Annotated in this window: 22 protein-coding genes and 2 pseudogenes; 11 read left to right on the top strand and 13 right to left on the bottom strand. The window is 57.7% G+C overall.

Going from position 1 to position 24,505, the window contains the following annotated elements; all coding sequences use genetic code 11:
* Positions 1–13: 13 nt before the first annotated feature.
* The 13 genes and pseudogenes from ACFOFO_RS05895 to ACFOFO_RS05835 all read right to left on the bottom strand — a co-directional run bounded on the left by ACFOFO_RS05895 (position 14) and on the right by ACFOFO_RS05835 (position 10,402).
* A complete protein-coding gene (locus tag ACFOFO_RS05895) occupies positions 14–364 on the bottom strand; it encodes a hypothetical protein (RefSeq protein WP_390327351.1) in 351 nt (116 codons plus the stop codon).
* Positions 365–487: 123 nt separating this feature from the next.
* Entirely contained in the window at positions 488–1,552 is a 1,065-nt protein-coding gene (gene fba, locus ACFOFO_RS05890) for a class II fructose-bisphosphate aldolase (protein ID WP_390331105.1), read from the bottom strand.
* Between the two features lie 27 nt (positions 1,553–1,579).
* Entirely contained in the window at positions 1,580–1,720 is a 141-nt protein-coding gene (locus tag ACFOFO_RS05885) for a hypothetical protein (RefSeq protein ID WP_390331135.1), read from the bottom strand.
* 20 nt (positions 1,721–1,740) lie between these two features.
* Positions 1,741–2,424, bottom strand: a complete 684-nt coding sequence (gene gph / locus ACFOFO_RS05880; protein WP_390327349.1) for a phosphoglycolate phosphatase — start codon at positions 2,422–2,424, stop codon at positions 1,741–1,743.
* Complete coding sequence (gene tkt, locus ACFOFO_RS05875; protein ID WP_390327347.1) at positions 2,424–4,439, bottom strand: transketolase; 2,016 nt, start codon at positions 4,437–4,439, stop codon at positions 2,424–2,426. Before tkt ends, gph begins: the two co-directional genes overlap by 1 nt.
* A gap of 12 nt (positions 4,440–4,451) precedes the next feature.
* The gene (locus ACFOFO_RS05870; protein ID WP_390331130.1) at positions 4,452–5,336 is read right to left on the bottom strand and encodes a phosphoribulokinase; all 885 of its coding nucleotides are present in this window, start codon (positions 5,334–5,336) and stop codon (positions 4,452–4,454) included.
* 40 nt (positions 5,337–5,376) lie between these two features.
* A complete protein-coding gene (locus ACFOFO_RS05865) occupies positions 5,377–6,453 on the bottom strand; it encodes a class 1 fructose-bisphosphatase (protein WP_390331104.1) in 1,077 nt (358 codons plus the stop codon).
* Between the two features lie 25 nt (positions 6,454–6,478).
* Positions 6,479–6,640: a hypothetical protein gene (locus ACFOFO_RS05860; protein WP_390328380.1), complete on the bottom strand. Its 162-nt coding sequence runs from the start codon at positions 6,638–6,640 to the stop codon at positions 6,479–6,481.
* Positions 6,606–6,713, bottom strand: a pseudogene (locus tag ACFOFO_RS05855) (ribulose-phosphate 3-epimerase); the annotation flags it as partial. The pseudogene ACFOFO_RS05855 and the gene ACFOFO_RS05860, both read right to left, overlap by 35 nt.
* A 1-nt stretch (position 6,714) precedes the next feature.
* Entirely contained in the window at positions 6,715–7,479 is a 765-nt protein-coding gene (locus ACFOFO_RS05850) for an HAD-IA family hydrolase (RefSeq protein ID WP_390328280.1), read from the bottom strand.
* Positions 7,480–7,484: 5 nt separating this feature from the next.
* Positions 7,485–8,408, bottom strand: a complete 924-nt coding sequence (gene cbbX / locus ACFOFO_RS05845) for a CbbX protein (protein WP_390331102.1) — start codon at positions 8,406–8,408, stop codon at positions 7,485–7,487.
* 44 nt (positions 8,409–8,452) lie between these two features.
* The gene (locus tag ACFOFO_RS05840; protein ID WP_390327345.1) at positions 8,453–8,872 is read right to left on the bottom strand and encodes a ribulose bisphosphate carboxylase small subunit; all 420 of its coding nucleotides are present in this window, start codon (positions 8,870–8,872) and stop codon (positions 8,453–8,455) included.
* A gap of 66 nt (positions 8,873–8,938) precedes the next feature.
* Entirely contained in the window at positions 8,939–10,402 is a 1,464-nt protein-coding gene (locus ACFOFO_RS05835; protein ID WP_390331100.1) for a form I ribulose bisphosphate carboxylase large subunit, read from the bottom strand.
* 127 nt (positions 10,403–10,529) lie between these two features.
* Here ACFOFO_RS05835 and ACFOFO_RS05830 point away from each other — a divergent pair, with 127 nt between their 5' ends.
* The 11 genes and pseudogenes from ACFOFO_RS05830 to ACFOFO_RS05780 form a co-directional block, all read left to right on the top strand.
* Complete coding sequence (locus ACFOFO_RS05830) at positions 10,530–11,441, top strand: LysR family transcriptional regulator (RefSeq protein ID WP_390331098.1); 912 nt, start codon at positions 10,530–10,532, stop codon at positions 11,439–11,441.
* Between the two features lie 1,118 nt (positions 11,442–12,559).
* On the top strand, positions 12,560–13,555 hold the full coding sequence (locus tag ACFOFO_RS05825) for an ABC transporter substrate-binding protein (protein WP_390327342.1): 996 nt from the start codon (positions 12,560–12,562) through the stop codon (positions 13,553–13,555).
* A 71-nt stretch (positions 13,556–13,626) separates the two neighbouring features.
* Positions 13,627–15,057 (top strand): sensor histidine kinase, encoded by a 1,431-nt coding sequence (locus ACFOFO_RS05820; protein WP_390331096.1) that lies wholly within the window; start codon positions 13,627–13,629, stop codon positions 15,055–15,057.
* Positions 15,054–15,491, top strand: a complete 438-nt coding sequence (locus tag ACFOFO_RS05815) for a response regulator (protein ID WP_390327340.1) — start codon at positions 15,054–15,056, stop codon at positions 15,489–15,491. Before ACFOFO_RS05820 ends, ACFOFO_RS05815 begins: the two co-directional genes overlap by 4 nt.
* 5 nt (positions 15,492–15,496) lie before the next feature.
* Complete coding sequence (locus ACFOFO_RS05810; protein WP_390331095.1) at positions 15,497–17,980, top strand: EAL domain-containing protein; 2,484 nt, start codon at positions 15,497–15,499, stop codon at positions 17,978–17,980.
* Positions 17,981–17,983: 3 nt separating this feature from the next.
* Positions 17,984–18,190 (top strand): annotated as a pseudogene (locus tag ACFOFO_RS05805) (Tn3 family transposase); the annotation flags it as partial.
* Positions 18,191–18,742: 552 nt separating this feature from the next.
* Positions 18,743–20,920, top strand: coding sequence for a type I secretion system permease/ATPase (locus ACFOFO_RS05800; RefSeq protein ID WP_390327339.1), 2,178 nt, complete (start codon positions 18,743–18,745; stop codon positions 20,918–20,920).
* Positions 20,904–22,304 (top strand): HlyD family type I secretion periplasmic adaptor subunit, encoded by a 1,401-nt coding sequence (locus ACFOFO_RS05795; protein ID WP_390331094.1) that lies wholly within the window; start codon positions 20,904–20,906, stop codon positions 22,302–22,304. The genes ACFOFO_RS05800 and ACFOFO_RS05795 overlap by 17 nt, the downstream gene beginning before the upstream one ends.
* Before the next feature lies 1 nt (position 22,305).
* Positions 22,306–22,956, top strand: coding sequence for a LuxR C-terminal-related transcriptional regulator (locus tag ACFOFO_RS05790; RefSeq protein WP_390331093.1), 651 nt, complete (start codon positions 22,306–22,308; stop codon positions 22,954–22,956).
* A gap of 391 nt (positions 22,957–23,347) precedes the next feature.
* Positions 23,348–23,959 (top strand): hypothetical protein, encoded by a 612-nt coding sequence (locus tag ACFOFO_RS05785; protein ID WP_390331091.1) that lies wholly within the window; start codon positions 23,348–23,350, stop codon positions 23,957–23,959.
* 28 nt (positions 23,960–23,987) lie between these two features.
* On the top strand, positions 23,988–24,505 hold a 518-nt coding region (locus ACFOFO_RS05780; protein WP_390331090.1), incomplete at its 3' end, for a VCBS domain-containing protein.

The raw sequence follows: 24,505 nt of genomic DNA, 5'->3' as shown, positions 1-24,505 counted from the left end.
TTGTCGCACACTCTTATAGGAGGCAAGCATGCGAGTTGATTTCTGCACATTTACGGCAGCAGCAGACGGCGAAAAAGTAATCGTGAACCCGCTGTTGGTGCGATTCTTCCGATCCCTGGATGGTGGCCAAACGACGACCATCTATTTCGCGAATGACCAGACTCTCGATGTTCAAGGCTCGCCCGAAGAAGTGCAAAAAGGGCTGACGCCAGAGGAGGAGCAGAGCAACCGAATAGATTAGTGACTTTTCCTTGCGTCTTTTCCTAGCTGTTTTTTTTAGCTCTGGCTTTTGATCTTCCAGCTTGCGCGCCTGCTCTGCCTTGCGGTGTTCCCCTAACCAGCCGATGTCTGCGGTGTTGTCCAAATCCCGCACCTTGATCCACCGCCGTCGCCAATGGCTGCTGTTTGATTGCTGTCTACCGTGTTTTTCATCTATGACATCTATAACGTTTCGTCACAGCATTGCACTCGCTAAATCAGCGTTGCCTTAATGCACAACAGCGTCCAGTTCACCTTTCGTGTAGTGATTCGCCATCCGTTCCAGTGGTGTAACCTTGATCTTCGCCGCCTGCCCGGCTGAGCCGAACGCTTCAAAGCGCATTTGGCATATTTCCTTGGCTGCAGCCGTGGCATCCTTGAAAAACTTGCGCGGATCGAATTCGGACGGATGCTGGGCCATGCTGCGGCGCATCGCACCGGTCATTGCCAGCCGGATATCGGTATCGATATTGACCTTGCGCACGCCGTGCTTGATACCTTCCAAAATTTCTTCGACCGGCACACCATAGGTTTCCTTCATGTCTCCGCCATACTGACGGATGATGTCCAGCCACTCCTGCGGCACGGAAGAGGAGCCATGCATCACCAGGTGGGTATTGGGAATGCGAGCATGGATTTCCTTGATACGGCCAATCGCCAGAATGTCACCGGTAGGCTTGCGGCTGAACTTGTAAGCGCCATGGCTGGTGCCGATCGCAATCGCCAGCGCATCCACACCGGTGCGCTTGACGAAGTCGGCCGCCTGGGCAGGTTCGGTCAGCAACTGGTTGTGCGACAGTATTCCCTCGGCGCCCGAGCCGTCTTCCTCGCCCGCCTGACCGGATTCGAGCGAGCCCAGGCACCCCAGTTCGCCTTCGACCGACACGCCGATGCAATGTGCGAAGTCCACCACCTTTCGGGTTACTTCCACGTTGTAGTCGTAGGACGACGGCGTTTTCATGTCTTCCATCAGCGAGCCGTCCATCATCACGCTGGAAAACCCGGAACGGATCGAAGCCTGGCATACCGCGGGGCTGGCGCCATGGTCCTGATGCATGCAGATGGGGATATGCGGATAGGCCTCAACCGCTGCTTCCACCATCTTGCGCAAAAATGCTTCGCCGGCATATTTACGGGCACCGGCCGAGGCCTGCAGGATGACCGGACTGTCGCAGGTATCCGCGGCCTGCATGATGGCCAGAATCTGTTCCAGGTTGTTGACGTTGAACGCCGGCAGGCCATAACGGTGTTCGGCAGCGTGGTCCAGCAGTTGGCGTAGCGATACGAGGGACATGTAAATCTCCTTTAAGGGGCTGCGTAGTCAAGCGTCGAATTTTTCTCCGATACGCACGATTCGGTTGGTGCCGCCGGCGGTGTTGACCCCTTCGTGGTGGGCACGAAGAACGTTGCAGACATTGCGGAGGATGCGGCCATAGCCATTGATGGCGACTTTGATGGCCATGCCGCCGTTGCTCTTTCTGATTATAGGGATGGCGCTGCAAGCAGGGCCGGTAATTCATCAAACGATTCGATCAAGGCGTCGCACTGCATGCCGCTGTACCCATCCGGTCCCGGGTAGCCGTAGCGCACGATATAGACCGGCATCCGGGCCGCCCGTGCGGCGGCAACATCGACTTCCGAGTCACCCACCAGCACGCACAGCGCGGGATCGACCTGCATTTGGCGGCAGGCATGCAATAGCGGCTCAGGGTCGGGCTTCATCTGCGCAATCGAGTCGCCTGCGACCACGACCTCAAAGTACGCAGCCAATCCTGTCAATGCCAGAAGCGGTTCGGTAAATGCATGTGGCTTGTTCGTCACGCAGGCCAACCGGTAGCCAGCCTGCTGCAATGCCGTCAGCCCATCCCGCACGCCCGAAAATATCTGGCCGAAGCGCCCATTCGTATCCCGATAATGTCGATAGAACAGCGTTAGCGCCTGGTGCTCCTGTACCGCAGACTTGATCGCGCTGGCCTCCAGCACACGGCGCACCAGATTGGGCACGCCATTGCCAATGAAGCCGCTGACCGTCTTGACCGGCAACGGCGGCGCACCCAGTTCCTGCAACATCCTACTGGCCGCTTCGACAATGTCAGGGGCGGTGTCCACCAGCGTGCCATCCAGATCGATCAGGACCGCACGCTGCGATGTATCGATGCTGCCCATTACCAACCCTTGATCAGAGTAAGCGCGCATTCGGCCACATGCGCAGGCGTCAGCTTGAAGTGTTGATACAACTGTTCTGCAGGCGCTGATTCACCGAAGGTATCGATACCGATGGCGATGCCGTTTTCTCCCACGACTGCGCGCCAGAACCAGGTCACCCCAGCCTCGATACTGACGCGGGGAACACCGTTTGGCATAACACGATTGCGGTAGTCGGCATCCTGCACATAAAAGGTCTCAACGCATGGCATCGAAACCACTCGGACGGCAACGCCTTCCTGGGTTAATTGCACGGCTGCCGTAGTGGCAATTTCCACTTCCGAACCGGTGGCAATCAGCACCACCTGTGGCTGCGGGCATTCAATCAATACATAGCCGCCACGAGCGATATCGCTGGTCTGCTCAGGATTCCGCTCAAAAGGCGTCAACGCCTGGCGCGAAAGCACGAGGCAGGTCGGGCCATCCGCACGGGTGATTGCCGCTTGCCAGGCGATGGCGGTCTCGACCCCATCGCACGGGCGCCAGACCCGGTTATTGGGAATCAAGCGCAGGCTGGCAGCGTGTTCAACCGGTTGGTGTGTCGGTCCGTCTTCGCCCAGGCCGATGGAGTCGTGCGTGAGAACATGAATCACGCGCTGTTTCATCAGCGCCGCCATGCGGATCGCATTGCGGGAATAGTCCGAGAACGACATGAAGGTGCCGCCGTACGGAATAAACCCGCCATACAGTGCCATGCCGTTCATGATCGCGGCCATGCCGAACTCGCGCACCCCATAGCTCAGGTAATTCCCGCTGCCATGATGGTTGACCCACACCGATGCCTTGACATGGGTCAGGTTGGAGCCGGATAGATCGGCCGAGCCACCGAAAAATTCGGGAAGAATGCTGGTGATGTGTTCCAGCACGATTTGCGAGGCTTTACGCGTTGCCACCTTCTTGTGCAGTTCGCCGGCGGTATTGATCAGTTGCGCAAACTGCGCGGACAGCGCGGCGGGCAGGATGCCTGCGATGCGGCGGGCAAGTTCGGCGCCCAACGCGGGAAACGCGGCCCGATAAGCTGCAAAACGCGCTTCCCATTCGGCCTGAAGGGTACGGCCGGTGTCGCGCGCGTCCCACGCCGCCGCCATCTCGGGCGGCACCTCAAACGGTGCAGCGGCCCAGCCTTTTTGCGCGCGCATCGCCGCAATTTCCTGGGTGCCAAGCGGTGCACCATGCACATCGTGGTCCCCGGCTTTGGTCGGTGCGCCCTGACCAATCGCGGTTTTGCAGCAGATGAGGGTAGGCCGGCTGTGCTGCGACTTGGCCTGCCGGATCGCGGCGTCGAGCGCTTCGACATCATGTCCATCGACAGCAGCGATCACATTCCAGCCATAAGCGGCAAAGCGCTTGGGTGTGTCGTCGTTGAACCAGCCTTTGACATCGCCATCGATCGAAATGCCGTTGTCGTCGTAAAACCCGATCAATTTGCCTAGTCCGAGCGTGCCGGCCAGCGAGCACACCTCGTGACTGATACCTTCCATCAAACAGCCGTCACCCATAAACACATAGGTGTGGTGGTCGATGACAGCGTGGCCCGGACGGTTGAAGCTGGCCGCCAGCATTTTTTCAGCCAGCGCCATGCCGACCGCGTTGGCCAGTCCCTGGCCTAGCGGTCCAGTCGTGGTTTCGATCCCCGGTGTCATGCCGACTTCCGGATGGCCCGGTGTTTTCGAATGCATCTGGCGGAATTGCTTGATTTCCTCGATCGGCAAGTCGTAACCGGTCAAATGCAAGAGCGCGTAGATCAGCATCGAGGCGTGGCCGTTGGACAGCACGAAGCGGTCGCGGTTGATCCAGTTCGGGTCTGCCGGGTTATGGCGCAGATGACGTCGCCATAACACCTCGGCGATTTCGGCCATGCCCATCGGCGCGCCGGGATGGCCGGACTTGGCTTTTTCCACTGCATCGGCGGCCAAAAAACGCAACGCGTCTGCGGGGGTGGCGGCGGGAATCACCGCTCTATCAGGAGCATTCATGAGAAACCTTTCTTACAGTGTGCCCAGAGCGCGCTTTTTGCGCTCCATCATGCGCCAGATGAACGGCGTGAAGATCAGCTGCATCGCCAGTTCCATTTTGCCGCCCGGCACCACGATGGTGTTGGCGCGCGACATGAACGAGTCAGCCACCATATTCAGCAAATACTGAAAATCGATTCCCTTCGGATTGGCAAAGCGGATCACCACAAGGCTCTCGTCGGGCGCCGGAATCTCCCGTGCGATGAAAGGGTTGGAGGTATCGACGCAGGGCACGCGCTGAAAATTGACATGGGTGCGCGAGAACTGCGGACAGATGGTGTTCACATAATCGGGCATGCGACGCAGGATGGTATCGGTTACCGCCTCGGTCGAATAGCCGCGCGTGGACTTGTCGCGCCACAGCTTTTGAATCCACTCCAGATTGATCACTGGTACCACCCCGATCAGCAGGTCCGGATGCTGGGCAATATTGACAGTGTCGTTGACCACGCCACCATGCAGCCCTTCATAAAACAGCAGGTCGGTATCCGCGGGTAAATCCTCCCAAGGTGTAAAGGTGCCTGGTTCTTGTTTGTAAGGTGCAGCTTCTTCGGTGTCGTGTAGATATTTGCGACGCCTGGCTGTGCCAGTCTCGCCATAGTTGCGGAACAGGGTTTCAAGTTCCGCAAACAGATTGGTATCTGGACCGAAATGACTGAAATTCATATTGCCGGTTTCTTCAGCCGCGGCAAGCTTCAGCTGCATTTCCTTGCGGTCGTAGCGGTGAAAACTGTCTCCTTCAATAATGACTGATTGGATTTTTTCGCGGCGAAAAATGTTTTCAAAAGTGTGAGTGACCGACGTGGTACCCGCGCCGGACGAGCCGGTGATCGCAACAATCGGATGGCGTTCAGACATGGCGTGAACTTTCAGAAATGGAACACGGTGGATAGTCGGATCACACTGCGTGGAACAGACTGCGTTCGTTGAACAGCGGATTGTGCATTTCGACCGGTTGCGGTTCATGGTGATAGCGCTCGATCCGATCGACTTCATTCTTTGAACCGAACACCAGGCCAATCCGCTGATGCAGCGAGGAGGGCCTCACTTCCAAGACAGATTGGCGTCCGGTGCTGACGCGTCCACCCGCCTGTTCCATGACGAAACCAATCGGATTCGCTTCATACAGCAAACGCAGCCGGCCCTGTTTGCTCGTATCCTTGGTGTCGCGCGGGTACAGGAAGACCCCGCCGCGCATCAGGATGCGGTGTGCTTCGGCCACCATCGATGCGATCCAGCGCATGTTGAAATCTTTGTCGCGTGGTCCGGTCTTGCCGGCCAGGCACTCATCGACATACCGTTTGACCGGCGCCTCCCAGAAGCGGCTGTTGGAGGCATTGATTGCGAATTCATGCGTATCGGGCGGGATCTGCAACGCAGGATGCGTCAATATGAATTCGCCCAGGTTCGGATCCAGCGTAAAGCCATTGACGCCATTGCCCACCGTCAGCACCAGCATCGTGGTCGGGCCGTACACCGCATAACCGGCTGCAACCTGCTCGGTGCCCGGCTGCAGGAAATCCTGTTGCGTGGCCGCGCGCGTGCTATCGGGTGCGCGTAACACGGAAAAAATACTGCCCACGGATACGTTGACGTCGATGTTGGAAGAACCATCCAGCGGATCGAATACCAGCAAGTATTTCCCCTTCGGATAATGATCCGGAATCTGGTAGGGGTCTTCCATTTCTTCGGACGCCATGCCGGCCAGATGACCACCCCATTCATTGAACCGGAGGAACACATCGTTACTCAAGACATCCAGCTTTTTCTGCGTTTCCCCTTGCACATTGATGGCGCCGCCGGCATTGCCCAGCACACCGCCCAGGGCACCGAACGCAACTGAGCGCGCAATGCTTTTGCACGCCAGCGCCACGCTCAGAATGAGACTATTGAAGTCGCCGCTGGCGTGCGGATAGCGGCGCCGCTCTTCAATCAGGAACTGCGTCAGGGTCGTTCGATGTTGGGTAAGGGGCATGATGCGGGTCTCCGATGGTTTTGTTTTATCTGGGAGCAGCCTGCTCGCGCAGCTTCTGCATGATGGTGCGATAGCCTTGGTCAGCTTCCGGCGCGCCGAACATTGCACTGCCGGCGACCAAGGTATCGGCACCGGCCCGCCTGATGGCGCCGATGCACCAGGTCGGCTCCGGCGGCTTCAATGGCACGCACTGCGTCGCCGAATCGGGAAAAGTCGGCGGAAAGAATCGAAGGCGCGATACGAATGTCTGAGCTTTTCATCTTATGCTGCCTCGAACAAAGTGCCGTCATGCCAGCGCCGCAGCGCCGCCAGATCGACCCAGCGCTGGTCGGCGCCTGGGATGTGCTGGCGCATCGGCTGGTCCGGATCGCCCAGATGCGGCAGCACAAGAAGCGCATCGTTGAACTGGTGCCTGCCCGTATAGGCGCTTGGCATGATCAATGTCGGGATTCCCGCCGCACGGGCAGCGCGCAGGCCATTCTCCGAATCTTCGAAAGCGAGGCAATCTGTTGCCCGCTGCGCGAGTGCTTCGAGTGCGGCCAGATACACATCCGGTGCCGGTTTTTTGTTCTTGACTGTGGACGCATCGCATACGGTGACAAACAGTCTGCGCCAATCGCTGCCTAGCGACGTGCGCAGCAGCGCATCGATATTGGCGGGCGTGGTGGTGGTGGCGATCGCCATCGGCATCTGCGCTGCATGTGCTTCGCGAATCAGGCGCAGTATGCCGGGCCGCAAGGAGAGCTTGCCGCCACCGACCATCGCTTCATAGTGCCGCGTCTTGATGGCATGCAAGGCGTCGATCGTCGTTTTGACCGTGCTCTCGCGCGCCTTCTTTGGATCGACCATGTTCCAGTAATGCTGGAGTCGTTCCTTGCCGCCCGCCACGTCGAGTAGGCTGGTATAGAGCGACTCGCTCCAGTACCAATCGAGCCCGACCTCGATAAACGCCGCGTTAAACGCGGCGCGATGTGCGGTCTCGGTATCGGCCAGCGTGCCGTCCACATCAAAGATCAGGGCGCTCAACATGCTCATTGCTCCTTGGGTTCAACCTGCGGACTAGCCTGCGCAAATACGCGGCTGGCCAACAGATCGGGTGCGGTAATGGTGGTCAGCGACCGTTCGTCGGCCACTGCGTCGGCATCACTCAACAGGCGCGAGGCGTGCCGCAGCCGGGCACGATCCAGCGCATTGCGTACGCTGCGGGCGTTGGCAAAATGGGGCAGGGCCATGCGGCGCTCGAGGTAGTCGGTGAATACTCCGCGCGCCTCGTCATCAAACCGGTACTGCATCGTTTGCAGCATCAGGTCGGCAATCTGTGACAGTTCGCCCGAACTGTAATCCGGGAAATCGATGTGATGGGCAATCCGCGAGGACATGCCGGGATTGGATTCGAAAAACCGGTCCATGCGATCCTTGTAACCGGCCAGAATCACCACCAGATCGTCGCGGTTGCTCTCCATGACTTGCAGCAGGATTTCGATGGCTTCCTGGCCGTAGTCGCGCTCGTTTTCCGGGCGATATAGGTAATACGCCTCGTCGATGAACAATACGCCGCCCATCGCCTTCTTCAGGATTTCCTTGGTCTTGGGCGCGGTGTGGCCGATGTACTGGCCAACCAGATCATCGCGCGTGACCGCTACCAGATGCCCTTTGCGGATATAGCCAAGACGGTGCAGAATTTCCGCCATGCGCAGCGCGACGGTGGTCTTGCCGGTGCCGGGATTGCCGGAAAAGCACATGTGAAGGCTGGGCGCGCCGGCCGAGAAGCCGCGTTCGGCACGCAGCTTGTCCACCAGCAGCAATGCCGCAATATCGCGGATGCGTGCCTTGACCGGCGCCAGACCGATCAGCTCGCGGTCCAACTGCGCCAGCAGCTCCGTGATGCCGGAGCTGGCTAGCGCCACCGCGAACGGATTGGCAGGCATGACTGTGGACGTTTCGCGTGTGTGCATGATGAGCTCGCTATCGGCGCGGTGTTCGACGCATTGTTCGGCGGTTAATAGCGTGCACCTTCCGGATTCGCCTGCACCGCGTAGCTCTCGATGCTGTAGCGAACGGTGCGGCCCTTGTCTTCGTGACGTACCAGACGGAAGCCCGGCTCGATCTTCGGACGATTGACTATGAATGCCATCACAATCGATTCCACACCTTGACTGGAGTCGAATGCCGTTACACGGATGTAGTGACTGGTGAAGGTATTGCGGCAGTTTTCGATCTCTTGCATGATGCCGGCCGGGTCACGTATGTCGAACATCGGTGGCCCGAACATTTCCCAATAGGTATTGCGCGGATGCGGATCGTCGGTGTATTCGATGCCGATCGCCCAGTTCTTGTCCAGGCAGTATTCCACCTGCTTTTTAATCTGCTCGTTGGTCAGGTCGGGCAAAAACGAAAATGTGCCTTGAGTAATACGCATGGTGTCCTCTTCAATTCTTTTGATAAACGTGAATGCAGCCAATAATCTGACTAATTGCGATTTGACCTAGGCAACGGAAGCCGTCGGCACAAAGTCGGATGTGTCGGTCGAGGCATAGTTGAAGCTAATGTCACCCCATGTATCGAGCGCAGCCTGCAGCGGCTGGCACCATTTGGCGGCACCACGCAAAATGTCCGGCCCCTCATTCTTGATATCGCGGCCTTCATTGCGCGCCAGCACCATCGCTTCGAGCGCCACACGATTGGCAACGGCGCCCGCCTGAATCCCCATCGGATGGCCGATCGTGCCGCCACCGAATTGCAGCACCACGTCGTCGCCGAACAGGTCCAGCAACTGGTGCATCTGGCCCGCATGGATGCCACCGGATGCGACCGGCATCACCTTGCGCAGGCCGCCCCAATCCTGGTCGAAGAAGATGCCGCGCGGTAGGTCCATCTTGGTATGCGTGTCGCGGCAAATGTTGTAGTAACCCTGCACCGTCATCGGGTCGCCTTCGAGCTTGCCGACTGCAGTCCCGGTGTGCAAGTGATCGACACCGGCCATGCGCAGCCACTTTGCAATCACGCGGAAGGAGACACCGTGGGATTTCTGGCGGGTATAGGTGCCATGGCCGGCGCGGTGCATGTGCAGCATCATGTCGTTTTGGCGGCACCAGTAGGACATCGACTGGATCGCGGTCCACCCGACCACCAGGTCGACCATGACCACAATCGACCCCAGCTCCTTGGCAAATTCGGCGCGGCGGTACATTTCTTCCATCGTACCGGCGGTCACGTTCAAATAATGGCCCTTGACTTCGCCAGTGGCGGCCGTGGCGCGATTGACGGCTTCCATTACGAACAGGAAACGGTCGCGCCAGTGCATGAACGGCTGCGAGTTGATGTTCTCGTCATCCTTCATGAAATCAAGGCCGCCTTTCAATCCCTCATAGACCACACGGCCATAGTTGCGGCCTGACAACCCGAGCTTGGGCTTGGTGGTCGCACCGAGCAGCGGACGGCCGAATTTATCCAGGCGTTCCCGCTCAACAATGATGCCGGTGGGCGGGCCAAGGAACGTCTTGATGTAGGCAACCGGAAACTTCATGTCTTCCAGACGGGCCGCTTTCAACGGCTTGAAACTAAATACATTGCCGATGATTGAGGCAGTCACATTGGCGATCGAGCCTTCCTCGAACAGCGACAGGTCATACGCCACCCAGCAGAAATACTGACCCGGACTGTTGGGTACCGGATCGACCCGGTACGCTTTGGCACGGTACATGTCGCATGCGGTCAAACGGTCGGTCCATACCACGGTCCAGGTCGCGGTGGACGATTCGCCCGCCACGGCTGCGGCGGCCTCGATCGGATCGACACCTTCCTGCGGCGTAATGCGGAACAACGCCAGCACATCGGTTTCCTTGGGCATGTAGTCGGCATCCCAATAACCCATCTGCGCATATTTCAGAACGCCAGCTGCGTAGCGTTTCTTCGAGTCCATGATCTGCACTGCGTCGTTACTACCCATAGTGTTCTCCTCAGTTGGGCCGCTGCCCGATTAACTATCTATGGACGTCACTATATAAAATGATTAGCATCAGATCTAATAAATAAAAATTTAAGCTCCATCAGAAAAAACTTATATATGGATTGCCATGCGCCGCTATACCCTCCGACAACTCGAAACCTTTCTCGAAGTCTCTCGCCAACTGTCGGTGTCGCGCGCGGCCGATAAACTGCACGTTACCCAGCCAGCGGTATCGATGCAGCTGCGCCAGCTGGAAACTGCGATGGGCATGCCACTACTGGAACAGGCCGGCCGAAAAATGAGGCTGACCGATGCCGGGCTGGATTTTCAGCAGTACGTGATTGGCGCCGTTGCCCAGCTGAAGCAACTGGAAGATGCGATGGCGGAACGGCGCGGTCTCAAGAAGGGACGCGTTGAACTGGCAATCGTCAGCACGGCCAAATATTTCGTGCCGATGCTGTTGGTGCGTTTCCGCAAAAAATTCCCGGACGTTGAAGTGGTATTACAAATCCACAACCGCGAGAGCATCATGAAGCTGCTGACACGTAACGAGATCGACCTGGTGATCATGGGACACACTCCCGACACTATCGATTGCGTTGCCACAGCATTTGCGACCAATCCGCTGGGGATTATTAGTGCGCCGGAGCATCCCTTATCGCGCAGACGTAATGCGCCGATGGCGATCCTGAACGATCAGGAGTTTGTGGTGCGGGAAAGCGGTTCCGGTACCCGACAGGCGATGGAACGGCTGTTTGTCGAACACGGCATCAAGCCGCAAATAGTGATGGAAATGCCGAGCAATGAAACGATCAAACAGGCCGTCATGGCTGGCATGGGACTGAGTTTCCTGTCGCTGCGCACCATCCGCCACGAGCTGGCATCTGGCCATCTGGTGCTGTTGAATATTGAGGGATTGCCGATTGTGCGGCACTGGCATGTTACGCATTTGGCCTCCAAACGGCTGTCGCCGGCGGCCAGCGTGTTGAAGTCCTTTCTGATTGAAGAGGCGGGGCCGCTGGTCACTATATGGGCATGATTTGTCGTGAGCGCGATCGAATCCGCACCTTTTCATGCCGTCATCGATGTGCGATCGTGCCTCGCTCAAAAGATTCGGGGAGCAAGCGATGGAAAGGTATCTGCTGAACCCTTGTTGTTCCGCTGTTTATTTTGTTTACATCTTTTTGTTGTTGTATCGTTTTGTAGAATAAAAGTACATCTTCCAAATGTACACAAATGTTCTAGCCGTCATCGGAACGCGTACGCGTAGCGATTTTGACTGCACGCTTTTGTTATTTGGTTTTCAAAAAAGCAGTCACTTCAGCGGAATGGCACTGATTGTTGCAGTGTGCGATTAGCAAAATTGCGCGCCAGTGGTCAGATCATTCGGCGGCGGGAAAATTTGGCCGCGCGCGAACCGCCGCGTAAGCACCCAGCATGAAAATTCTCAAGAGGCTTGACATTTAGACATGTCAGGATTCGATATTGTCTTTTTTTCATGACTTGTTGAAGTCGCGTTACACGATCTGCCCCTCGTGTTTTTTCCGGCGAACGTTGCCAGTGCTGTTTCACCGGATGGCCGTCGAGCCGCTATTCGAATCAACGAATTCATTGGCTGAGCTACGGACGAGGAGTCTAGCGAGCAACACGACTGCGCAAGCGTTGACGGCCTTTATGGTCTATAACTCTTCTTGGAGCTGCGCGAATTGACCCCGGACAGAGGTTGGTCGATGGAAAATTTCTTGAGCTCGAAGAAATAGAAGAGCTTGTGTGTGCTTACTTCAATGTTAGACGGGAAATTGTTTGACGGAGACATCTCTGATGTTTTCGAGAATCGAGCCTGGCATGAGCGCTTCCGCATCGATTCAGGCACTAATTGACATTTCGAAGTTTTAGTCGGGCTAATTCAAAATAAAAATCAACAACAGAACTCAATCAACCATTTTTTCAGGGTCTTTGGCTTTGAAAAAAAACCAGATGATTGAGATCAGCCAACAAAAATGGAGTTTCTGAGTTCCACATTGCCGACGTCATGTGTTGCGGGGTTTCGCCTCGCCACATTGGCCCAAAAATCTACTGCTGTTGATTGATCAATCGCATGCCTCGAAGCGTGGCTGCCTGCGGAAATCAACTCCTTCTTATTGATGGGCGAAAGCAATGATTGCCAAGCGTGCGGTGTTTTTTGCGGTAACGGTGGTTATCGGTATCGGCACCGTCCTCCTGTATTCACCGTTCCGGCGGCCTCCGCCCTTGCCAATCGTGATTGTGCAACTCCAGGTGCCGCATTCCGGGTTGCTGCAAATTGCTGAAGCGAAAGCTTATTTCGCCAAAGAGGGATTGACTGCAACAATAAAAACCGTGCTGACCGGCCATGACGCTATCACGCAAGTGCTGCGAGGTGAGGCCGATGTCGGATCCACGGCTGAAACGCCGGTCGCCAAAGCACTGGCTGAAGGAAAGCGGCCAAAAATCATCGCGACCATTTTTTCTTCGCGATGGAGTTCGGGCCTCGTCGTGCGCAAAGACCATGGGATTGTCAAGCCGGCCGACTTGAAGGGTAAACGGATCGGTTTCGTTTTCGGCACGAACACACACTACGATCTGGAAACCTTTCTGGCGTTTCACAATATCCCATTGGACTCGATCACCATGGTGCCGCGCCCGCCGGATGCGCTGGTCACCGCGCTGGTCTCCGGCGAGGTGGATGCCGCATCGATTTGGATACCTTTTATGACCCAGGCGCAACAGAAACTGGGTAACAAGGCCGAGACATTTTATCCCACAGGGGGATACTCTCAAACGTTCAACCTGGTGGTTCGTTCGGATTATGTCGCGCGCAATCGCGAATCGACCGACAGGCTGTTACGGGCGTTACTCAAGGCGGAATTCTTTGCCGAAACCCATCCGAACCAGGCCATCGACATCATCGCATCGGCGTCGGGCATAGCCGCCAGCGCCTTACGCGGCCACGGCGATCCCCTGACCTATGAATTAACGCTCAAACAGGCGCTCTTGCTGGCCACGGAGAACCAGGTACGTTGGAATTTCCGGCGCGGATTGGTGCCAAGCGGACCGTTCCCCGATGTCTTGCATGCTGTCGAAACGGAACCGCTGCGCGCGCTCAAACCCACTGGCGTCACTATTTCAAAATAACAATGCGCATTCGCCGAACCCTGCAGCTATTCGCCGTCGTCAGTATGACCAGCGTTGCGTTGGTGGCTGCCATGCTCATCATTTTGCAGATTATGAATGCACATCATGCGGCGGCAACGATGAACTTGAATGCAGCGGTGCGCAAAATCTCCCTGATCCGCGGCGTCCTTCCCGAATTGTCGGGCTCGTCGCATCAGCGGGCGACGCGGCAGTTGCAGACACAGTTTGCAGAACTGACGCCGATACTCACGGCCATTCCCATTCTCGATGGGCGAGCGCAATCGCTCAAGGTCAGAATCCTCGAAGATGATGCGGCGGTTGGCGCCCTGTTCGACAAGCTCTCAAGAGCGAAGCAAGGCACGATACCCAACGAAAACCAGGAATTAATTGGCGACCAACTCGATGTCAGAACTTCATCCATGGTGTCCGACGTACTGGCGATAAATGACATGACGGCCGCGTACATCATCCGTCAAAAACGATGGGTGCATGCCGTGATGGCAGTTTCGGTCGCGCTACTCGCAGGTGTCATCGTGTGGTTGATGCATATTATTCACCGCAGAATCGTCACCCCCATCGTCAAGTTGGAAGAAGCGACCGCGCTGTTCAGTGCCGGTACTTTCGATCAACCGATTGCGATCTCCGGCAGCGACGAGATAACGAAGCTTGCGGCAAGCTTCGACTACATGCGGATCACCCTGCGGGACCGCTCGATCGACCTCGATGCCGCCCGTACCCTGATCAAGGAAGAAAACGAGAAGCTGGCGCAGCGGGTGGAGGAGCGCACTGCCGAACTCAAGGCCGCCAACCAGGAGCTGGACAGCTTCGCCTACGCCGTCTCGCATGACTTGCGTGCGCCGTTGCGCGCCATGATCGGCTTCAGCCAAGCGTTGATCGAAGACTTAGGCGAGCAATTGTCGGACGATGCCCGCGTCGATCTCGACCAGATCAACATCGCCAGCCTGCGCATGGGCGAACTGATCGACGGCCTGCTGGTCTTGTCACGCTCCACCCGTGCCGAACTGCGCCACGAAGCGATCGATCTCTCCGGCATGGCTGACGGCATTCTGGCTGACCTGGCGCATGCCGACCCACAGCGAAAAATGGCGTGCGAAATCGAGGCGGGCCTGGCCGTACGCGGCGATGCACGCATGATCGACGCGGCGATGAGGAACTTGCTAGACAATGCCTGGAAATTCACGCTGCGCACGCCACAACCCGCGATTCGAGTCTATGCCGAACAAAAAGACGGAAATCACTTCCTTTGCGTGACCGATAACGGCGCAGGCTTCGACATGGCTCATGCGGTCAAGTTGTTTCAGCCTTTCCAGCGACTCCATCGGCAAGAGGAGTTTCCGGGAACCGGTATCGGTCTAGCCACCGTTCAGCGCATCGTGCAACGCCATGGCGGCGTCATGGAGGCCGAAGGCGCACCGGGCAAGGGGGCCACGTTCCGCTTTAGTTTTCCGTCCGCCGACGGCACCAACAAGGAGACATCATGAAGGCCAAGAACATCCTGCTTGTCGAAGACAACCCGCAGGACGAAATGCTGATCCTGCGCGTTTTGCGGAAGAATCATTTGACCAATGAGATCACCGTCGTGCGCGACGGCCAGCAGGCCGTCGACTACCTGTTCCGGGAGGGCGAATTTGCCAACCGGGACGGTCCGGAGTTGCCTACCGTAATTTTGCTCGACATCGGATTACCACGTCTTTCCGGGCTGGAGGTGCTGGCGCGTCTGCGCGCCGATTCGCGCACTCAACTGCTGCCGGTGGTCATTCTCACTTCTTCCGATGAAGAGCGGGACCGGTTGCAAAGCTACGCGAATGGTGCCAACAGCTTCGTGCGCAAACCGCTCGATTTCGGCGATTTCGCGGAGACGGTAGCACGCCTTGGCGTTTATTGGGTGGCCATCAACCAAACGCCTCAAGGATAGCGCCGATGGACGCGCCGCTGAATTTGCTCATTATTGAAGACACCCTTGCCGATTTCCTTCTCGTCGAGCGGCATCTGCGCAAGGACGGACTGGACGCCCATTGTCGTCAGGTTGCCAATTCCGCCGATCTTGTGGCAGACCTGACCGACATGAACTGGGATGCCGTGCTGTCCGATTACAACGTTCCTGGAATGGAGTTCACAGAGAGCCTGGCGCTGGTTCGTTCTGTGCTGCCCGATGTTCCGGTCATCCTCGTATCGGGCACCGTCGGCGAGGAAAACGCGGTCGGACTGCTCAAGCTGGGCGTAACGGATTTCCTACTCAAGGAAAATCTGACCCGCCTGGTGCCAGCCATCAGGCGAGCACAGCGCGACGCAGCGGAACTGCGCGCCAGGCACGCGGCCGAGCAAGCGCTGCGTGAGAAAAGCCAACTATTGCTGGAAATGAGTGCACTTGCTCACATCGGCGGCTGGGAGTATGACCCGGCGACTGGAAGATGTTCATGGACCGAGGAAGTCGCACGGATTCACGAAGTGAGTCCATCGGCTGACACAAGCATCGCCTTCTTTTTCAGCTTCTTCCATGGAGAGTGGCGACTGAAAATAGAGACCGTTCTTAGCCAAGCCATCAAGTACGGCAAGCCCTTCGATCTGGAACTGGAGATTGTGACCGCCAAAGGGAACCGCAAGTGGGTGCGAATGGTCTTCGCGCCCACCAGCGATGGGGGCAGCGTGGTCAAGATACGCGGATCGACTCAAGACATTACCGATCGCAAGCGTGGCGAAATCATGATGTTCAACCAAAAGGAACGAGCGGAAGTGACGCTGCATTCCATCGGCGACGCCGTCATCACGACCGATGCGCAAGGCATTATCGATTACCTCAATCCCGTGGCCCAGCAATTAACGGGGTGGAGCATGGAGGGGGCCATCAACAAGTCCTTGATGGACGTACTGAATATTGTCGATAAAAACAACAAGCTGCCACTGCCGAATCCGATCTTGCCGGCCTTATCGGAAGGGACCATCAGCCACCTTCCCGTCGATTGCCTTCTTATCCGGCAGGACGGCAGGTACTCGGAGATCGAAAATTCGACAGCGCCTATCCGCAGTCGCGATGGAAGCATCATCGGCGCAGTGCTGGTATTCCGTGACGTTACCGCATCCCGGGAAATCACCGCGAAAATCGCGTATCAAGCCATGCATGACGCGCTCACCGGCTTGCCGAATCGAATACTGGCATTGGATCGGCTACAGCAAGCCATTGGCGCGGCACTGCGCGAAGGTACCTGTGTGGGAGTCCTGTTTCTGGACCTCGACCGCTTCAAAAATATCAATGACTCGCTGGGGCATTCTTCCGGCGATTATATTTTGGAACAAGTTGCCGCAAGACTCCTGTCGGTGACGCGCGCGACCGATACCGTTAGTCGCCAGGGCGGGGATGAATTCATGATTATTATGCCGAGTGCCAGCCATCAAGTGCATTTCGCCGATCTGGCAACGAAAATACTGGATGCCGTTTCGGCTCCTTATTTTGTGAAACAACAGGAGCTGAGCTTGACGATCAGTATCGGCATCAGTATGTATCCGAATGACGGTTCCGACGCGAGCACGTTAATCAAGAATGCCGATGCCGCCATGTACCATGCGAAGGAAGCGGGGTGCGACAACTATCAATTCTATGCCACGGAAATGAATAGTAAGGCAGCAAAACGCCTATTGTTTGAAGTGCAATTACGCCATGCGGTGGTGCGACAGGAGTTCGTTGTGTATTACCAACCAAAGGTCGATACTGCGGATAGAAAACTGATTGGTGCGGAAGCATTGATTCGTTGGAACCATCCGGATTTAGGCCTGCTGACCCCTGCCAATTTTATCGCGATCGCCGAAGACAGCGGATTGATTGTGTCGATTGGTCAGTGGGTCACGGAAGAAGTTTGTCGGCAAAACCAGGCGTGGCTGCAGCACGGTCATGCGTGCGTTCCCATTTCAGTCAATCTGTCTGCCATTCAGTTTCGCAACAAGTCCCTGGTCGATTCGCTGAGGATATTGTTGGAAGAAACCGGCCTGCCGCCCAGATTACTCGAGCTCGAATTAACCGAGAGCGTCATCATGCAGGGTAGCGAAACCGTGATCGGGACATTACAGAGACTCAAGCAACTAGGGATCAATCTTTCGATTGATGATTTTGGTACTGGCTACTCCAGCCTGAGTTATTTGAAACGCTTTCCGATCGACACTCTCAAGATCGACCAGTCGTTTGTGTGGGATATCGCGCATGACGAAAGCAATGCCGCGATCATCAAGGCCATCATCTCCATGGCGCATAGTTTAAAGATGTCGGTCATCGCCGAAGGAGTCGAGACCCAGGAACAGTTGGCGTTTTTGGAAGCCCATCAGTGCGATGCAATTCAGGGTTACTATTTCAGCCAACCGGTACCGGCGATGAAGTTCGAAGAGATGCTGAAAGTGCAGCGGACACTTCACTAAAGCCGGACCGGATTAACGCTAGCGTTACGTGCGTTGGGTAAGCCGGAGCGTACGTTCGTTACGCTAGATTGGTTGCAGGACCCAGAATTGCGTCGGCGCAGTCAAATCGGGCTGAACAAAGGCGAAGCGAAAAACTCGCTGAGTCGGGCAGTATTCTTGCGCCGATTCAGTGAAATCCGCGACCGTTCGTATGAGAGTCAGCGTCGTCGGGTCCGTCAACGCTCCCGCTCGGCGTGGCGCAGCATCTGCGTGACCGGCACCGGCTGCTCGACAAAGAAGGGGCGAACCTGAAGGCTATCGGGTTGCTTCAACATGCAATGGGATAATTTCAACGCTGAACGCTCACACAGCCTTTTTAATAAGGCGTTTGCGCGCCTGTTCCCCCGGTTTTGTTATTGCCAATGTGCCAATGGCGACGCGGCGTTAATAAACATCAGGCCGAAACAGTAGCGTCCCGTGCGGAACGGAAAATGCAGGCGTCAGACAAGTTAGCATGCAAGTTAGGCATGCAAGTTATGCATGCAAGTTTCCATTAAGTAACGAAGTACGGCGGGTTGTTGTTTTCGTGCCAGCGCTCGCGAGAGCACAAGTTTACTCAAGCAGTCATCTTGTCCGGGCTTGTTCGCTGATCCAGGCAATGATGCAGAAAATAAATTAAGTTTCGGTAACAATTTTTTCTGGAGTATTGATTATTATCAAGTATTGCAGTTAAACAATTGGTATGGTTGCTCTACGTAACATCCTCTTCAGGACTCCCCCATAATGCAACCGATCCATGCCCTTGCCATAAGCGCCGCCGACGCTTGGGACTTGCCGCCCGCGGCCAGCGTGGCTGACGATCCACTGCTGGGTTGCCTGATGGCATTGACCCGGATGCATAACAAGCCGGTTTCGGCCGACACACTGACCGCCGGCCTGCCGCTGGTTGACCATAGTCTGACGCCGGAACTCTTCATCCGCGCGGCATTGCGCGTCGGTTTTTCCGCGAAGCTGGTCAAGCGGCCGCTGGACAAGATTTCCGACCTGGTCTTGCCTGCCGTGTTGTTGCTGCGGGACAAGCAAGCCTGCATTCTGCTGCGCAATGATGGCAGAACTGCCCAAATCATCCTGCCGGAATCCGGCACTGGCGAGCACGACATCCAGCTGGACGAGTTGCAGCAGCGCTATACCGGCCATGTGATTTTCATGCGGCCCGCCTACCGCTTCGATGCCCGCACGGCCGACAGCGTCGTGCCCCGCTTGCATTGGTTCTGGGGCGTGGCGGTGCGGTCATGGCCGATCTATGGCGAAGTGCTGATCGCGTCCCTGCTGATCAACCTGTTTGCCCTGGTCGTGCCCCTGTTTTCGATGAACGTGTATGACCGGGTCGTGCCGAACCATGCGGTGGAAACGCTGTGGGCGCTGGCGATCGGAGTCGGGCTGGTCATGACTTTCGACTTGCTGATGCGCGCTCTGCGCGGCTACTTCATCGACGTCGCCGGCAAAAAACTGGACGTGGTCCTGTCCGCCAACATCTTCGAAAAAGTGCTCGGCATCCAGATGAGCGCGCGCCCCGCTTCGGTCGGCGCGTTTGCCAGCAACTTGCAGGAATTCGAGGCTTTCCGTGAATTCGTCACCTCCGCCACCATCACCGCCCTGATCGACCTGCCCTTTGTCGTGCTGTTCATCGGCGCCATGTTCTGGGTCGGCGGCGCGCTCGGGTGGGTGCCGCTGATTGCCGTGCCGCTCATCGTCGGCGTCGGCCTGGCGCTGCAACTGCCGCTGGCGCACGTGGTGCAGGCGAGCTCCAAGCTGGCTGCGCAACGGCAGGCGACCCTGATCGAAAGCCTGGTCGGGCTGGAAACGATCAAGGTCATGGGCGCGCAAGGCCCGGTGCAGCGCAAGTGGGAACAGGTGATCGGGCACATCGGAAAGCTCGCATTGAAATCGCGCTTCCTGGCTGCTTGCGCCGTCAATTTTTCCATATTCGCGCAGCAGGCGGCGTATCTCGCGGTGATCGTGTTGGGCGTCTACCTGATTGCCGACGACAAGCTCACCATGGGCGGCCTGATCGCCTGCTCCATCCTCACCGGGCGCGCGCTGGCGCCGCTGTCGCAAGTGGCGGGACTGCTGACGCGCTACCACCAGTCGCGCGATGCGCTGATGTCGATCGACCGGCTGATGAACCTGCCGGCGGAACGGCCGGCCGGCAAGGACTTCGTACACCGGCCCGCCTTGCGCGGCGGCGTCGAATTCAAGAACGTCAGCTTCGCCTATCCTGACCAGAGCGCGGAAGCGCTGGCGGGCGTCTCATTCAAAATCGCTCCCGGCGAACGGGTTGCGATCCTCGGTCGCGTCGGCTCCGGCAAGACCACCGTCGAAAAACTGGTGCTCGGCCTGTATCCGCCAAGCTCGGGCGCGGTACTGATCGATGGCACCGACCAGCGCCAGATCGATCCGGCGGCGCTGCGCCGCGACATCGGCTATGTGCCGCAGGACATACTGCTGTTCTATGGCAGCGTGCGTGACAACATCGTGCTCGGCGCACCGTACGCGGATGACGCCGCGGTGCTACGCGCCGCCGAAATCGCCGGCGTCACGGAATTCACTAACAGCGCGGCGCAAGGGCTCGATCTGCAGGTCGGCGAGCGCGGCGAAAAACTGTCGGGCGGGCAGCGCCAGGCGATCGCCATTGCCCGCGCCGAACTGATGGCGCCACCGCTGCTCCTGCTCGACGAGCCGAGCAGCGCCATGGACAACCGCTCCGAAGACCAATTCAAGGCCCGCATCTCGGCCCAGCTCGACGGCCGCACGCTGATCCTGATCTCGCACCGGGCGTCGCTGCTGAGCCTGGTCAACCGCTTGATCGTGCTCGACCACGGCCGCGTGATTGCCGACGGACCCAAGGAGCTAGTGCTGGCGGCACTGGCAGGAGGAAAGCTCCATGCAGCCGCCAACTGATCTGACACGCAAGGATGGCGTGCGCGCACTGACGCGTCGCGTCGCAAACGCACTCAGGCCCAGCGTCGACGACACCGAGTTCATGCGCGAAAGCAGCGCCGCCGTGATGGAAGGGCCGCGCTATTTCACCCACTGGATCCTGTGGCTGACACTGCTCTTCTGCGCGCTCGCGCTGGGGTGGGCGGCGCTGGCCACGGTCGACGAATTCACCGTCGGCGAAGGCAAGGTGATTCCATCGAGCCAGGTGCAGATCGTGCAAAACCTGGAGGGCGGCATCGTCTCCGAAATCCTGGTGCAGGTGGGACAGGTGGTGCAAAAAGACCAGGCCCTGATGCGCATCGATGACACCCGCTTCACCGCATCGTCGCACGAAGGCCAGGCTAAGGACCATGCCCTGCTCGCCCGGATCGCACGGCTGACGGCGGAAGCCGGCAATACTGAATTCGTGCCGCCGGCGCAACTGGAAAAGGAAAATCCCAAGCTGATGGCTGAAGAAAAGTCGCTGTACGCCACCAGGCAACGAGAGCTGCAAGCCAACCAGTCCGTATTGCGGCAACAGGCCGAGCAGCGGCGGCAGGAACTCGCCGAGAAGCGCGCGCGTGAAGTACAGCTGCGGCAAAGCCATGGCCTGATTGCGAAGGAACTGGCGATGACAAGGCCGATGGCGCAGCAAGGCGCAGTGTCGGAAGTGGAACTGCTACGACTGGAACGGCAGACCAACGACTTGCAGGGCGAGTTGGATGCGACCAGGCTGGCGCTGCCACGGCTTGACTCGGCGTACCGCGAAGTGCAGCAAAAAATGGAAGAGCTGAGCGCACACTTTCGCGCCGATGCCATGAAGGAACTGAACCTGGCGCGGGCGGAACAGACCGCGTTAAGCGCCGCCAATACCGCTCTCGACGATCGCGTCACGCGCACCCTGGTACGGGCGCCGCTGGCGGGCACCGTCAAGCAGATCAAGGTCAACACGGTCGGCGGCGTGGTTCAGCCCGGCATGGACCTGCTGGAGATCGTGCCGCTGGACGACACGCTGCTGATCGAAGCGCGCGTGCGCCCGGCCGACATCGCCTTCCTCCACCCCGGCCAAGAAGCCATGGTAAAGCTGTCGGCCTACGATTTTTCCATTTACGGCGGATTCCCGGCGACGCTGGAACACATCAGCGCCGACACCCTGATGCCGGAACGGCCTGGCGAGAGGCAGGAAAGCTTTTACCAGATCCGGGTGCGCACCAGGCAGAACAAGCCGAACGGCCGGGCCGAGCCGTTGGCGATCCTGCCCGGCATGGTGGCCACGGTGGATATCAAGACCGGCAAGAAAACCGTGCTGCACTATCTGCTAAAACCAATCATCAAGACCAAAGAAATGGCGCTTCGCGAACGATAAGATGAATGCCGTGATCCTACTTGCCAGCCCATCCCCCGACAGACTTTGCAGCTGGAAGCAAGGCCTGGAAGGTTTTGCCGCCGCGACCGCGGTAAGCGATCTGGACGCACTCAAGGAATACCTGGTGCGGATAAAGCCGGACGTGCTTCTGCTGCAGCTCGAATTGCCCGATCTCGAAGGCACGAAGGGCATTGCGCGCCTGATGAAGCTCAATCCGGCGACCAGAATCATTGTGCTGAGCGGCGAAATTTCCGACGACAGGGAACTGGCCCTGTTCAGGATCGGCGTGCGCGGCTGCTGCCGCAGCGACATTGACCCGCAGCTGCTCAAATCGATCATCGTCGCGATCAAGCAAGGGGAATTGTGGATTCGCAGGACGCTCACCCCGCGCCTGCTGGATGAGCTGGGCGCGCGGATGCGTGACGACAGCGACACCAGGCGGGCGAATGTCGCGCGACTCGCCGACCTTACGCGGCGCGAGCGGGAAATCGCCGAGCTGATCGGGAATGGCGAGTGCAACAAGCAGATCGCGCGACAGCTGACCATTACCGAGCGCACGGTGAAGGCGCACTTGACCGAGATATTTCGCAAACTTGGGATTGCTGATCGGTTGAAGCTGGCGCTGCTGGTAATAGACCTCCCCGACGTCTGACCGGCGGCGCCTGCCCGCGTTGGCGGCACCGGCACGGACCGGCTGCTGCCTGATCCTTGTGTGACAAACCTTGCTGCGCGGGTGCTGGCGGCAAGCGATAGAAATTCTCCTCCCCCTGCCGGCTGAAACCGGACATGCAGATATCTCTGCGAAGCTCCCGTCAGCACGTCGCAAATGTGCCGCGGCCTCTTCTTCCTGAAGCACGCCGCTGATGTACTGGTAACGCTCATCGGAACGCGATGTGGGCACCTGTACTTAAGTATGGGGTGTACCAAGGTCCAATAGAACACATTGCCAGAGTCGATTAGTCTGAGCTTAGGGCGCTTTTCGCCTCAGCAAATTCGGATTAATGGCTGCTGTCGGCGCGCCGGCACGTCAGGGGGAAAATAAAATGACTCACACCCACTTGATAACCTCAGGCCGAGAAGGCGGTATAGATCTCGACCCGGGCCCGAAAATCGTCGCCATCAATTTCAGACTGATGTCGAATACTCGTGTGCTGAACGAGGTCGCCGACCTCAGTGCAGGCAACACCGCGATTGACGCCAGCACGGCCGACCTACTAACTATCAGCGGTGCCGCTAACACGGCGACCTTCGTGGTCGCAAGCGGCATGGGCGAGGTGATTAACTCCGCCCATGAATTCAAAGACCGTATCGACATCAGCACCACCGCCGGCGGGTTCGGCTCGGAATTTTCGACACCGTCGTCGATCTTATTCCGCAGCTTAATGCAGAAAAAAGCAATGGTCCAGCCACGCGAGAGGGACTTCATCGACCACACAGTGTCCGACTTCGACCCGCTGTTGCTCGATACAGTGGATGAGCATGCGGCGGATCTGACTGCCATCGGAAGGGCGATCGATAAAGGTAGCGATTTGCGGCTGCCGAGGTGCTCGTGTAATGACGGGTCGGTTCCGGATCATTCAGCATGGGAATACTCAACGGGGCGTCATATCTGGCCCGCGACGCATCGCGTCACTTCCGGCAGCACCGATTTATAGAGCTAAATCCAGATTTAAGGGGAAAATCATGACTACCACCACACTATCACCAGGGATTACCGTTTCGTTCGGCAACACGCCGCAGGCCGGGGATGACCTGTTTCTGGCGGCCAATACCGGCCTCACCGAAGATTTGTTTAGCATCAAATATCTGAACGTGATGGCCAACGATCTCGGCGGCGCCGCCAAGACTCTCTATTCGATCGATGACGGCACCAGTCTTGGTGGCACCAGGCCTGCGGATCTCTTGATTCAAGACACAGTCAGGACGGAGGCGCTAAGCACAGACAGCAGCGCACATGGCGCCAAAATCTGGATCACGTCCGATGGACAAGTCGGATACGATGCAAGCACTCTATTCGCAGACTTCAAGGCTCAGCTCCAGCATCTCGCAGCGGGCGAATATGCCACAGACAGTTTTACCTACGCAATACGGCTCGGCAACGGGACGCTCAGTTGGGCCACCGCGACAGTACAAATCGCCGGTGTGAACGATGCGCCGGTGATCACCTCGAACGCCGCGGCCGCCGCCGGTGCCGTGCAGGA

Origin of the sequence: Pseudundibacterium arcticum, from assembly GCF_042646465.1 — a bacterium.
Taxonomy (GTDB): Bacteria; Pseudomonadota; Gammaproteobacteria; order Burkholderiales; family Burkholderiaceae_D; genus Undibacterium_A; species Undibacterium_A arcticum.
The sequence above is the reverse complement of the archived record's forward strand: the minus strand, read 5'-3'. Positions and strand labels throughout refer to the sequence as shown.